The sequence below is a fragment of the Alcaligenes sp. RM2 genome, assembly GCF_052931795.1.
In genome coordinates this window covers 530512-542822 of record NZ_JBRFIO010000002.1, presented here as the reverse complement: position 1 = coordinate 542822, position 12311 = coordinate 530512, and the positions used below count along the sequence as shown (strand labels likewise).

The window sequence follows — 12311 nt, the reverse complement described above, 5'->3', positions numbered from 1 at the left end:
GTAAAAACAGGACGCGTAAAAGAAAAAAGAAAACTACACCGCCAGAACTGAACTGCTGTTTAAAAAGCGCTGCTGCAACTGACGCGCCTGTAAAAGCAAAACATCATCCTGGTGCGGCTTTCCAATCAACTGCAAACCCATAGGCAATTTCTGGAAATACCCCAAAGGCAGGGACACCACCGGCAAACCCAGCAACTGCCAGGCACGACTCATGAAAGGTGCCCCCGTTCCTTCGGTTTTATAAGGCGCAACACCGGCTGCCGCAGGTGCCAGAATGAAATCCGCCCCACTATCTGCAAACCACTGCAGCATTGCCTGTTTGAGCGTGTCCGCTCTTTGCAAGGCAGCGATGTACTCCTTGTAGGGAAAAGCCAGACCCGTGCTCATCAAGGACTGCATATGGGCGCTCAAGGTTTCATGCTGCTGTTGCTCGTACACCAGATTCCGGGCCACTTCATAAGCCATGATCTGAGCATGCAAGGCCGTCAATTCAACAACGGCGTCCTGCAAGGGAAAATCCACCAGCGTATGCTCCTGTTCCAACAAATCCTGCTGGCACGCCTGCAAGGTCTCCAGCATCTTGCCCTGAACTTCACCCAATGCCTGCCCGGAGAAAACACCGAACACACAAGCCGCCTGCGCTCCCGGCGAGCTCAGACTCAAGGGCTTGTGCAGCAGAATATTGCGCAGCAAGAGCGTGTCGAGCACGTCATTGCTGAGTATGCCCAGGGAGTCCAGAGACTGAGCCAGCGGCTGAATATTGCGCAAGGAAAACTCGTTCTTGCTACCTACATAGCCAATGCAGCCACAGTAGGACGCTGGCCGTATGACCGATGCCGCCGTCTGGGTCCCGAAGGCGACTGGCACCATGAAATCAGCCACGGCGGCAGCAGAGCCGCTGGAGGAGCCGCCGGGGGTGCGTTCGGCATCATGCGGGTTATTTGTCTTGCCAGCCTGAAAATAAGCGAACTCGGTCGTGACCGTCTTGCCCATCAAAATGCCGCCTGCCGCTTTCATCGCGGTAACGCAGGAGGCATCCATATCCGGAATCCGATCCTGATGAATAGCCGAGCCCATTGTGGTGGGAATACCGGCCGTATCAATGACGTCCTTGACCGCAAAGGGCAGACCCATCAAGGGCGAGGCCTTGTAAAAATCACTGCGGCTTTCGTACTCGGCCAGATAGTCGTCCTGATCAATCAGATACTGCCAGGCACCAATCTTGTCATCGCGTATAGCAATGCGCTCATAAAAGGAGGCCACGATCTCCGGCAGACTGGCTTCGCCCGTATGCAGAGCATGCAGCAATTGATGCAAAGGCAGCTTAAACCACTGTCGTTTCATGCTGCCACTCCTTGAGAGCTTGCAATAAAGAGGCATCCACCGTCGCCACCCCACCACCAACACGGCCACGTTCTCCGGCACCGTCAATCATGCCCAGCAGCACCAACGGCCCGGTATTGTTGGCAATCACTTGCGCAAAATTGCTAATACCATTGCGCCCGGCCAGAAAGGGCAAGCGGGTTTTCAGGAACTTGTTTTGACGCGTCAGGTAGTCCGAGGGTAGAAAGGCGTGCAGATTCCTGGCACTCATTCCCGCCAGATCCAGACACTGGCCACCCAGCCCTACGAAATCCACGACAGCACTATCGCCCAGGGCACCCAGTGCTTTTGCCTGCTCATTACCGGGCTCTTTATTGCCAGCAATAACAGGAGCATCCGTAACCAGCCAAGTTATGGAGCTGGCCAATTGCAAACCAAAGCGCAAGCCATTACCGCCAACTTTAACGATGGCATCCGCGCCATCAGCAGGAGCCTGATTTGCCAGAATCAAGGCACTGGCGGCCATCCAGTAATTCAAGGCCCAGGCCATCGCGCCATATAGAAAGCTTTGGCTGGCGTCGTCATTAATGCCCCAGGAGACAATAATGTCGGCCAACTGCCGGGAGCCATGCATGGTACGAGCATGACCATCATCACCATTGAGCAGGGAAGCCTGAACAATAGGCCCCAGAGCGACCGGCCCCTGAAACTGTGCAGCCAGCCGCGCACCCAAACCCTGATGCAACCAACGCAGATGCGGCACCATTTCATCGGCAAAAATACCCAGGCGGGTACACCATTGCATGCCTTCATTCAGCACCGAGTACTTCTTGTTTTCGGGCTGATTACTGTCGCTGACCTCAATCAGATACATGGACGGCGTGACCACTCCGGCCAATGGCACCACCACGCCGTAATCCTGCGCGGGAGCCAGTTGCACGCCCCCTGCGTCCAGCAAGGCTTGCGCCTCTTGTTTGCTAGCTGCCCAGCCCTCATACAGAATGCCGATCAAAGCCGAATTTCGGATTGCGGCAGGCAACTCCTGTGCATCCCGAAACGGTGGCCCGGCATGCAGGACCAGGCGGCCTTGCGAGGGCAAAATGGATTGCAGAGGCCGGACCCCTGTCCAGGCTGGCATCACGGCCTGCGTCTCTACATGCTGAGCCATATCGTCTCCTTACGCCACGCGCACCCAGGTTTCGCTGTTCGCCAGGCTGGCGGACTGCGCACGCGAGCCGTTAAAGTCCCGCTCTATGGTGTTGCCCGGCAAGGCCGTGCCATTGATCAGCACCCTGGCTTGCTGGGCCGGGTGGAACACGCACATCATTTCGTGCTGCTGGGTTTGGGTCTGGCTTTGCGGCAGGTCCACACAAATCGCTGGCTGCGTCATGTGATGCCATTGCAATTCCACCGCCAGACCTGCACTGGCGGAGGTGACAGATTCGCTGACCAGCTCAGGGAAACGGTTCACTGTCTGGAAAACGCCGTCACTCAAGACCTGCAACTTGTCCAGCGCCACCGCCTTGCGAAACAGGCCAAAATGGCGCACGAAGTCCCGTACCAGATACTCGGCCAAGGGCTTGTTATCCGTGATCAGCAAACGCGCGTCGCTGTCCTGCCCGTCTTCGTAAGGCTTGTCCAACACCAGGATGGCCTGGCCGCTGCCATACGCCGAGCTGGCGATGCGAAAGTACAGGGACAAGGACGACCAGTCCTGTTCAGGGTCAGTCTTCAAGTAAATAAAAGGGTTGTCACCCGTCCAATCCAAGGTGCCGGTTTTAATTCCCGTCATGCTCAAGTCTCCGTGTTCAATGTAGTCGTCATGGGTGCCTGGGCGTTTCACGCCAGGTCTTTTTCCACCGCGTATTCCTGGCGCAGTAGCTGGAAGTCCGTGCTTGGTTGCCAGCCCAGAATTTCCTTGGCCGCATGGCTGCTGAAAATGGAGGCACGCGGATTGTTCTGATACCAGCGTGGGTTCTTGATTTCAGGCACAGGGCCAATAATCTGCTGATACCAGTCTGTGGTTGCCAAGGGGTGGGAGCTATCGTCTGCGCTAATGAAAAACACGCCGTAGCGCAAACCTTGCAGATTCACGGCGGCCTCAAAAGCACGCGCCAGATCTGCAGCCCAGATGTAATAGAACAGCCAGTTACGCTGCGGGCTGTCGACAAACTGGATGTACTCGGCAATGGTTTCCGGCAGCACCACGGCCAGCGGACGCAAGCAGATCACTTCCATATCGCTGGCATCGCTAAAGCTTTTTGCCATTTGCTCCATGATGATCTTGCTGACGCTGTAGGCCTGATAAGGCTTGTTTTCATGGGCCTCGTCCACAGGCAGATACTGAGGTTTCCAGTCGGCTCGCATCTCCGACAGACCGCAGGCTGAAATACTGGAACACAGCACCACTTTCTTGACACCGTTTTCGCGACAGGCTTGCAGCACATGCCAGGTGCCGCGCACATTGACGTTGATGTACTGCTCTTCCGCGGCCTTCCAGTCAAAATCAATTGCCGCCAGGTGAATCACGGCATCGGCATCTTTGGTGGCCGCACGCACGGCCTCCAGATCCATCACATCCGTTTGAATAAAAGAAGCCTGATGCTGGCTGGGTTTCAGATCCGCCACGACCACATCCATGGTCTGCATCAATTGCTGTACAACGTACGAGCCCACACGGCCCGAGCCGCCTGTAACCACCACTTTTTTCATGGTGTTTCTCCTGTTTATTGTTATAGATCCAAAACCAGTTCGGCCGACAAGGCGCGCGAAACGCAGATCATCATGGTTTCATTCAGCTGCCGTTCTTCTGGCGACAGCACAAAATCCCGATGCTCCGGCAAACCGGAAATCACCACAGTTTCGCAGGTGCCGCAGGTGCCGTTCTGACATGAGCACTTGACCCGTACGCCTTCCCGTTTCAAGGCGGCCAGAATCGTTTCATCCCCCGCTACCGCGATGCTTTTGCCCGACTTTTGCAAAGTCACGGTAAAGCCCTTACCTTGCAGCAGGGCCGGATCGGTCTCTACCGAGAAGCGTTCCAGCACCAGTTGCCAGCCAATATCGGCCTGTTCCTGTTGATAGTTTTCCAAAGCGGTCAGCAATGGTTGCGGACCGCAGGAATAGACGACGGTTTGTGCATCCAGCGTTTTCAATACGCCTTGCAGATCAAACAGCCCGTCCTGATTGGAGGCATGCGTGGTGATACGCGCAGCATCCACTTGTTGCAGCTCTTGCAGAAAAATAAAATCCGCTGCGTTTCTTGCCAGATACAGCAAGTGCCAGTCCAGGCCGGCTGCCGCAGCGGCCTGGACCATGGGCACGATAGGCGTGATGCCTATGCCCCCGGCCACAAAAAAGCACTTCTTGTTTGCAGCAAAGGGAAAGTGATTTTTCGGCACGCTGACAGCCAGCGCATCACCTTCCTGCAACACCTCATGGATATACGCAGAGCCGCCCCGCCCGGCTTCTTCTTTCAGAACGGCAATTTGCCATTCACGGGTATTGGCCTGCTGGCCACACAAGGAATATTGACGGTAAAGCGGTTCGGTCTGCGACACCGCCAGCTCCAGCTCAATATGCGCACCCGGCTCCCAGACAGGGAACGCGTCCCCGTTTTGCAAACCCAGGGTCAGGCCCACAACGCGCTCTGACAGCCTGGTTTTCTTCAGCACGCGTGTTTGCAAAGTTTGCTGCATGATGCTGCTCCTGCTCCCTTAGGCAATCGCTCGGATCGGCAATACCCGGCTTTGCTCGTCCACACGGCGCTCTTCTGCGCGGTACAGATCAATCAGCCAGTTTTGCAAACGCTTGATGACCAGCTCTTCATTGGTCAAACGACCACGGGAGGCAAAGTTGGATTGCATGCCCTGATGCGAACGACGCCAGGCAAACAGGTCCTCAATCATCACGGGGTACAGATCATCGTGTTCCTGATCGAACTTCTCTTTGTGGTCCTCGCGCTCCAACGTTTCCTGCGGGTACATCCAGGACACGCCATAGGTGGACTGCTTGGCGCTCTTGGGCAGCCACATGAAGTACTTCACCTTGTCGGGCATGGCCACCAGCAAGAGGTTGGGAGCCACGGTCACGTAAGAAAGCTGGGTCCGCTCCTGGTCAGTCAAGCCCTTCATGGGCGGCTGCAAGATGGAGCCGGTATGCGTAGGGGCGGCGTCTTTGTGGGTGGAGAGCAGGTTATAGGAGACAATGCCATTGGCCACATCATTGAAGACAGCGGTTTCATCCACACGGTCCGGATTGGTTTCATACATGCCGCCCCAGGAGGAGGCGTGCAAAAAGCTGCAGTGATAGCACTCGTCATTGAAGATCTTCCAGTTCCAGTCGAAACTTTCCATCTTCAACGGTTCCGAGGACTTCAGCTCGGACATGCGGTAGTTCGCCAACTGCTTGCCCAGATTGCCCAGGCGGGTGTGCAAGGCCGGTGCCATGGCGTCGTAGTTGATGAAGATAAAGCCTTCCCAAACCTCGGCGCGGATCTTGGGCAAACAAACACTCTTGGGGTCAAAGCTGGCACCGGTATCGGTCAGACCTGGGGCGGAAACCAGCTCGCCTTCCATGTTGTAGACCCAGGCGTGCAAGGGGCAGCTGATGCGGCGTACATTGCCTGCCCCTTCCAGCAACAGCATATTGCGGTGACGACAGACATTGGACAGTACATTGATGCCACCTTCACGAGTGCGGATGGCAAACAGCGCATCATTGCCTACGTCGAAGGTGAAGAAGTCACCGGCATTGGGGATGTCAGTGGCACGGCCCACACAGAACCACTGCTTTTTCCAGACGGCATTCAGCTCAAACTGGAAAAACTCTTCCGAGGTAAAGCACTCGGGGGGCAAGGCGAAAACCTCGTCGGTTTCCTGCTGAAAGTAGCTGCGGTCAAATTCTTCAATCGCAATGGGCGAGCGTAGAGCGGTATTCATCTCAGTATCTCCTCTGGTTTGCATAAGCACCATGAATGGCTTTTATTAGGTCAGGCCAATCATGCGACAGGGAGCGACGCTTGAAAATTGAGCAAATTTGACGGAACGATGAGTTTTTTTTGTTGCTGAATATAGGTAACGAGAAAGCGGTAGGTCGCAAGCACTGCAAAGTGTGGAAATTCGCAGCGTCATGAAACCCGATTCATGGCTGCGTGCCAGGTATTTGGCAAGCAGGCATGAGCGGTGTGAGAACTATGCGAAGCTTGATATAGCCTCCAGTCACACGCATCAGATCGGGGTTCCACACCCTGATCGTTGAGAAATGAGCAATGAACGACGTGCGATGAGCGATGAGCGATGAGCGATGAGCATCCAGCCTGGTTCGGAAAGGCCGACACATAAAAAAACCTGCATATTTGCAGGTTTTTTTAAAGACGCAGGGACAGCGACAAGATCAGCAAAGAGCTGAGAAAGCCCGGTCACCGAGCACAACACATAGAAGCCATCTAGCAGCTATCGCCTAGCGTATTGCAATCGACGCCACCCAATCCACAAACTCCTGCTCCTGTCGGCTAAGGTTTGCCTCCTTGGGGTAGGCCAGGAAATAGGCGTACTCTTCCAGGCACACATTGAACAGCTGGACGATTTCCTTCCTGTCGATCAAAGGCTTCAGCAAGGCCGGACAGCCCAGCATCACCCCTTGGCCATTCAAGACCGCATTCATGCGCACATTGGTGTCATCAATGTGAAAGCTCTTCTTGGCCGTCAGCTCCTGTCCTGCTGCCTTGCGTAACCACTGCTCCCAGCACAGCTGATTTTCTTCATGAATCAGCACATGCAGGTTCAGATCTTCTGGGGACGTAATCTTGCCATGCGCCTGCAGGTAAGACGGCGCACAAACAGGCGTCAAATTGCCGGGGATGATACGCAAGGTTTGCAACTGCGGCCAATCGCCCTGCTTGCCCCAGACGATAGCAAAATTGATGTTGTCCCTGAAAAAATCCGGAGCCTGCAGCCTGTGCAACAAGTTGATTTCAATGTCTGGATGCTTCAGCCAGAAGTCTCCCAACTGCCCGGTAAACCACATGCTGGACACAAAGGGCCGCAAGGATAGATTGATGCGGCTCTTGCCGTGCGGCATGCGCAATTCGCTCAAAGCCTGATTGATCTCGTAAAACGGCCGTTGCAAACGGTCGAATAGAAACTGACCCTGATCCGTTAGTTCCAGAGATCGGTTCTTGCGCAGAAACAGCTTGCAAGCCAAATACTCCTCCAGCACCTTGATCTGGTGGCTGACTGCCGAGGGAGAGACCAGCAGGTCTTCTGCCGCCTTGGTGAAGTTCAACCTTTGCGCCGACACCGTAAAGGTTCTTAAGGCATTCAGTAATGGCACCTGCATGACGGGCTATGTCTCCTGATGTGGGTAGCTTTGTTCTGGAATTATTTATTATCGGAGCATAAGCCTTGCCGCCTTCAAAAACCAGTCAGGCAGAACGCCGAGCTTGCGGCAGGCAAAAAAAAACCGGCCTGGGCCGGTTTTCAAACAGACAAGCAGACTTACTCGTCCACATCGGTTTTGCGTCGTACCGGAACCAGTACATTGCGTGCTTTCTCGCGTGCCGACTTGGAAGAATCAAACAGTTTCCAGGCTCCCAGAGCCAAAGCCCCGATACGCATCCAGCGCCCGCCAAAACTGCTCAGCACGGCAGAAGCACCGGACAACAGGAACGGATAACGGCGCGACAAGGACAGCGCGCTGGTGACTACACCGCCCATGCTCAAACCCGACGGCTTGACGCTGTTCCACAAATTGCCGGGGCTTAAATCTTCGCCCAGGGAGTGGATCTGGGACGACATGGTCTGCCGCTCCAACGAGGCGCGGACTCGCAACAGTTCAATACGCACAGCCCGCTCCTGGGCGGACATGCTCTCTTGCTTCGTGCTCATTTGCCGTCTCCCTCGGAATCCCTCAAGCGCTCAATAAACGCGACATCGCGACGCAACTCGGACAAGGTGGCCGAAAAAGGAATCGGGCCTGTAGTCAGACGACGGCGTACGGCCAGGAAAAGACCCACTCCCAAACCGGCATACAGAACGACCAGCACTCCCAAAGCCCAGTAACGATAATCCGTAGGCCAGAAGTACAAGGCCAGCAACAAGCTGAAAACCAGCACCGCCAGAGTGGAGAACAGCAGTGCGCCAAACACCATGCTGAAGATGGTTATCAGGCTTGCCTTTTGCTGACCGGCTTCCAGAGCGAACAGCTCCAGCCTGGTACTGACAGCCCCTATCAAGGTAGAACCAAGCTGACTGATAGTTTGCCTAAGCGCCATGATTTATCCCTGCTCTGCGACATCCTGCCATTGCATGCAATGGCAAGAGCCTGATTTCTAAGAGGCTGCCGATCTGGACCGCAAAGTCCAGATCGGCAGGGCTGCTTTTTATGCTGCTGCAACCCCGCAAAGGGCCCGCAGCGCAGAGCAAAGACAGATTAACGACGGCTGATCAGCATACCGAACATCAGGCCCACAATACCGGCCACGCCAATGGCTTGCCAGGGCTTGTCGTGGACATAGTTGTCGGTTGCCTTGGCGGCACGCACACTGTGCTCGACCACGGCTTCCTGAGCATCGTGCAGGGAATCCCGGGTCACACGCAGAGAGCGCAGCGCCTTCTCACGCAGCTCACCGGCCTTGTCGCCCGTGGCTTCAGCGGCCTCACGCATCAGTTTTTCAGCTTCATCCAAGCTCGCTTTCACTTCTTCGATGAATTTGTCTCCGCTGTTTTCCACACTTTTCTTGGTAGCCATAAATAACTCCTTGCAGTTGAAAGGGACACGCGACAAATACGTATCGCCAAGTGAATGGCGCCATAGCAGCGCCGCACAAAATTCTTTAACCCGCTGTTTTCAGGATAAAGATACTCGATGTACCTGAGACCAGTCAGTCGCAGGTTTACTTCAGTTGCGTCACATCCACCGTGGACGGGACACCGTTCTGAATACTTTCTTGCTTCATCACCATCTGCACATCCGGGCAATACCAATCCGTAACCTGGGAGTTGATGCCCGGTATGGGCAGACTGATGCCACTGAAACTGGCCTGAGTAGGCTCGATCTCGCGTTGATAACGAATAGGCCAACATTGGTAATTGCCCAATGCGGTCTGTACCGATTGTTGAGCTCCAACCGTCTTGGCACCAGTATGAATGCGCAAGACATTGGCGTTGGACTGGGAGCGCTTGTCCAGATTGATCTGGAAATCCTGGCGCGGGAAGGTTTGCCCTTCCTGCAGCCCACCGTGTTCGTAGGAAAACAGGCCCAGCAGGCGCAGGTCAAACGAACCTTGAACGGCTTCCAGACCACCACGGCCATCATCGCGCTGGAAACGGGTGCGGCCATCGCGCACCGTCATCACGTAGTCAATATTGGGCTTGCTGGCCGGCAAACCGGCCAGGGCTACACTGGCCTTGCCCTGTACACGCGCCTGGCACTGATCACCGCCCTGCTTTTTCACGTCAGAAAAAGCCAGATCAGCGCCCAAGGCCAAAAAGCCCGAGCCAGTCAGTTGTATCTGCCCACCGTCACGCATGAAAGGCACGTCACACAAACCAGCCTGAGCCGAGCTCAGGCCCAACATGACCAACAGCGGTGCAGCCATCCAAGCATTCAGTTTCATGTACATCCTGATTCAGTGAAACTTAGATTCGACTCTTTATTATGCCTATCCCCTCTGGCGTACTGGCAAGGGATTGTAAAAAAGCACGACAAGTTCTGGACTTAGAGTTCGCCGTCCTGAACCTTCTGGCGAGTACCAAAAATACGGTCGCCCGCATCGCCCAGCCCCGGCACGATATAACCATGCTCGTCCAGATGCTGATCAATGGACGCGGTATAAATATGAACATCAGGGTGATGTTTTTCAAGAGTGGCGATGCCTTCCGGAGCCGCCACCAACACCAAAGCGCGAATATTCTTGCAGCCTGCTTTTTTCAGCAGATCAATTGTGGCGACCATGGAGCCGCCCGTTGCCAGCATGGGGTCAATAATCAGGGCCAGGCGCTGATCCAGCTCGCCGACCAGACGCTCCAGATAGGTCTGGGCTTCAAAGGTTTCTTCGTTGCGAGCAATACCAATCACGCTGACTTTGGCGCCAGGAATCAAGCTCAACACCCCGTCCAGCATGCCAATACCAGCGCGCAAGATAGGCACAACTGTCACTTTCTTGCCAGCCAGCTTTTCCACTTCCACATTGCCACACCAACCTTCAATGGTGGTGGGTTCCAGAGGCAGATCCTTGCACGCCTCGTAGGTCAGCAAAGAGGCAATTTCCTGAGACATTTCGCGGAAATTTTTCGTGCTCAGATCTGCCTTGCGCATCAAGCCCAGCTTATGGCGGATCAAAGGGTGGCGTATTTCGTGTATGGGCATGATTGCTTCATCAAATTAGGGACTAACTAAAAACAGGGCTGCTGCACAGCAGCCCGCACTATCGTGATCGTCAACGTACTGCCAGCCACTTCACCACCGCATCAAAAAAGGGTCGGGCAGAGGCAGAACGTTCGTCATTGACCATCATGACGACAATATACCGCTTTCCGCTGGCTCCCAGCACGTAACCGGCCAAGGCACGACTATCGCGCAGCGTGCCGGTTTTCAAGTGGGCACGGCCCTGAACCTCGTCATCGCGCAAGCGCGAACGCACCGTGCCGTCCACACCGGAGATCGCAAAGGACGAAATGTACTCGGGCATCCAGTTCGAGCGCCAGGCGACTTTCAGCATGTCAGCCATGCCGCCCGCCGTGACGCGGGCATTGCGTGACAGGCCCGAGCCGTTGTCCACGGTCCAGCCTGCGGTATTCACGCCCTGGCGACCCAGCACGTTCATGACGGCGCGCTCGCCGGTGGCCACCGTGGCACCGGGACCATTCATTTCTGCGCCCACGGTCAGCAAGATGGTACGGGCCATCACATTGTTGCTTTGCTTATTAATAAGACGGATCAGGTCAGACAGGGACTGCGAGTCATGCCAGGTAATCGCCTGCGCACGAGCCGGCACACGGCCTGCTTTGATGTCGCGGGCCAGGGTGCCGCCCAGATCGCGCCACAGGCTGCGGAACAGCTTGTCGAAAAACTCGGTTTGGGAATGAACCAGACGGTAAACGCTGAACTCACCGCAAGAAGCGGCGGCCTTGCCACTGACACGGACCACCATGCCACCGGCTTCAGGCTGAATCTGGGTACCAACAACAGGCGAACCAGGGCAGGTCGCCGTCGACCACTCGACTTCACCCTGTACGCGCACTCCGGGCAAAGGCGGGTCAATAATCGCAATCCATTTGCGCGCCTGTGTATCTGGCTGGAACACCAGCCGGGAAGCGCCTAGCCCCACCATCATGGCATCCGGGCTGGCGTTATAGGGACGGTCACCCGCATTATCGAAATCACCCGGATTGATGGTGACGTTGCCGAAGATGGAACGATCCACAATAACTTCGGTCAGATTCTTCACCCCACGCAAGCGGAGCTCGCGCAACATGTCCCATAACTGCGGCACGGTCAAAAACGGATCGCCCCCCGCCTTGATGTACAGAGGCCCTTTCAAAGTGCCTTGTTCGTCCACCTGCAGGCCGTCCTGGGCCATTAACGTCGTACGCCAGGTATATTCTGGCCCCAGAGCGGACAAACCGGCCCAGGTACTGACCAGTTTCATTACCGATGCGGGGTTACGGGGCTCCTGGGGATTGACGCCGATCAGGCGCGGACCGTCCACCTCGTCTACCACGATGGACAGAGACGATTGCGGCAAGCGGCTGGCGTTCCATACCGAAGCCAGCTCGGGCGGCAAGGCCTGGGCTAGGGCTAGTGATGCGCCTTGCACCATGAGCAAGGTGGCCAGAGCCACGTGCTTGCAACGACTCAAAACAGGCTTTGCCTTTAAAACGCCCATGCCCTCGTCTCCAACAGATCAATTCAGGAAAGACCCAAGCATACCGAAAGAAAAACACCACGGATATGGCCGTTTCAGCAATCTGGCGGCAAAGCGTTAA

The 12311-nt window shown here is 55.5% G+C and carries 13 protein-coding genes; all 13 read right to left on the bottom strand.

Annotation, left to right across the window (positions count from 1 at the left end; all coding sequences use genetic code 11):
* Positions 1-33: 33 nt before the first annotated feature.
* The 13 genes from ACU6HM_RS09325 to dacB all read right to left on the bottom strand — a co-directional run bounded on the left by ACU6HM_RS09325 (position 34) and on the right by dacB (position 12211).
* Positions 34-1344, bottom strand: coding sequence for an amidase (locus ACU6HM_RS09325; RefSeq protein WP_254499719.1), 1311 nt, complete (start codon positions 1342-1344; stop codon positions 34-36).
* Positions 1325-2491, bottom strand: a complete 1167-nt coding sequence (locus ACU6HM_RS09320; protein ID WP_250756738.1) for an oxamate carbamoyltransferase subunit AllG family protein — start codon at positions 2489-2491, stop codon at positions 1325-1327. Before ACU6HM_RS09320 ends, ACU6HM_RS09325 begins: the two co-directional genes overlap by 20 nt.
* Before the next feature lie 9 nt (positions 2492-2500).
* On the bottom strand, positions 2501-3115 hold the full coding sequence (locus ACU6HM_RS09315) for an NAD-dependent dehydratase (RefSeq protein WP_250756737.1): 615 nt from the start codon (positions 3113-3115) through the stop codon (positions 2501-2503).
* Positions 3116-3162: 47 nt separating this feature from the next.
* Positions 3163-4035, bottom strand: a complete 873-nt coding sequence (locus ACU6HM_RS09310; protein WP_446763703.1) for an NAD-dependent epimerase/dehydratase family protein — start codon at positions 4033-4035, stop codon at positions 3163-3165.
* A gap of 20 nt (positions 4036-4055) precedes the next feature.
* The gene (locus ACU6HM_RS09305; RefSeq protein ID WP_254499722.1) at positions 4056-5021 is read right to left on the bottom strand and encodes a PDR/VanB family oxidoreductase; all 966 of its coding nucleotides are present in this window, start codon (positions 5019-5021) and stop codon (positions 4056-4058) included.
* A gap of 18 nt (positions 5022-5039) precedes the next feature.
* Positions 5040-6263 (bottom strand): aromatic ring-hydroxylating oxygenase subunit alpha, encoded by a 1224-nt coding sequence (locus ACU6HM_RS09300; protein WP_254499723.1) that lies wholly within the window; start codon positions 6261-6263, stop codon positions 5040-5042.
* 520 nt (positions 6264-6783) lie between these two features.
* A complete protein-coding gene (locus ACU6HM_RS09295) occupies positions 6784-7662 on the bottom strand; it encodes a LysR substrate-binding domain-containing protein (protein WP_254499724.1) in 879 nt (292 codons plus the stop codon).
* Between the two features lie 158 nt (positions 7663-7820).
* Positions 7821-8210, bottom strand: a complete 390-nt coding sequence (locus ACU6HM_RS09290) for a hypothetical protein (RefSeq protein WP_035271170.1) — start codon at positions 8208-8210, stop codon at positions 7821-7823.
* Complete coding sequence (locus ACU6HM_RS09285) at positions 8207-8596, bottom strand: phage holin family protein (protein WP_009455164.1); 390 nt, start codon at positions 8594-8596, stop codon at positions 8207-8209. The genes ACU6HM_RS09290 and ACU6HM_RS09285 overlap by 4 nt, the downstream gene beginning before the upstream one ends.
* 158 nt (positions 8597-8754) lie before the next feature.
* A complete protein-coding gene (locus ACU6HM_RS09280) occupies positions 8755-9072 on the bottom strand; it encodes a DUF883 family protein (protein ID WP_009455165.1) in 318 nt (105 codons plus the stop codon).
* Positions 9073-9217: 145 nt separating this feature from the next.
* Positions 9218-9940, bottom strand: a complete 723-nt coding sequence (locus tag ACU6HM_RS09275) for a hypothetical protein (RefSeq protein ID WP_009455166.1) — start codon at positions 9938-9940, stop codon at positions 9218-9220.
* Positions 9941-10041: 101 nt separating this feature from the next.
* Positions 10042-10692 (bottom strand): uracil phosphoribosyltransferase, encoded by a 651-nt coding sequence (upp, locus tag ACU6HM_RS09270; protein ID WP_009455167.1) that lies wholly within the window; start codon positions 10690-10692, stop codon positions 10042-10044.
* Positions 10693-10762: 70 nt separating this feature from the next.
* Positions 10763-12211: a D-alanyl-D-alanine carboxypeptidase/D-alanyl-D-alanine endopeptidase gene (gene dacB / locus ACU6HM_RS09265; RefSeq protein WP_022983426.1), complete on the bottom strand. Its 1449-nt coding sequence runs from the start codon at positions 12209-12211 to the stop codon at positions 10763-10765.
* Positions 12212-12311 lie beyond the last annotated feature (100 nt).

Coding starts and splice junctions, on each gene's coding strand:
- ACU6HM_RS09325 (WP_254499719.1), bottom strand. CDS start 1,344: ATGAAACGACAGTGGTTTAAGCTGCCTTTGCATCAATTGCTGCATGCT.
- ACU6HM_RS09320 (WP_250756738.1), bottom strand. CDS start 2,491: ATGGCTCAGCATGTAGAGACGCAGGCCGTGATGCCAGCCTGGACAGGG.
- ACU6HM_RS09315 (WP_250756737.1), bottom strand. CDS start 3,115: ATGACGGGAATTAAAACCGGCACCTTGGATTGGACGGGTGACAACCCT.
- ACU6HM_RS09310 (WP_446763703.1), bottom strand. CDS start 4,035: ATGAAAAAAGTGGTGGTTACAGGCGGCTCGGGCCGTGTGGGCTCGTAC.
- ACU6HM_RS09305 (WP_254499722.1), bottom strand. CDS start 5,021: ATGCAGCAAACTTTGCAAACACGCGTGCTGAAGAAAACCAGGCTGTCA.
- ACU6HM_RS09300 (WP_254499723.1), bottom strand. CDS start 6,263: ATGAATACCGCTCTACGCTCGCCCATTGCGATTGAAGAATTTGACCGC.
- ACU6HM_RS09295 (WP_254499724.1), bottom strand. CDS start 7,662: ATGCAGGTGCCATTACTGAATGCCTTAAGAACCTTTACGGTGTCGGCG.
- ACU6HM_RS09290 (WP_035271170.1), bottom strand. CDS start 8,210: ATGAGCACGAAGCAAGAGAGCATGTCCGCCCAGGAGCGGGCTGTGCGT.
- ACU6HM_RS09285 (WP_009455164.1), bottom strand. CDS start 8,596: ATGGCGCTTAGGCAAACTATCAGTCAGCTTGGTTCTACCTTGATAGGG.
- ACU6HM_RS09280 (WP_009455165.1), bottom strand. CDS start 9,072: ATGGCTACCAAGAAAAGTGTGGAAAACAGCGGAGACAAATTCATCGAA.
- ACU6HM_RS09275 (WP_009455166.1), bottom strand. CDS start 9,940: ATGAAACTGAATGCTTGGATGGCTGCACCGCTGTTGGTCATGTTGGGC.
- upp (WP_009455167.1), bottom strand. CDS start 10,692: ATGCCCATACACGAAATACGCCACCCTTTGATCCGCCATAAGCTGGGC.
- dacB (WP_022983426.1), bottom strand. CDS start 12,211: ATGGGCGTTTTAAAGGCAAAGCCTGTTTTGAGTCGTTGCAAGCACGTG.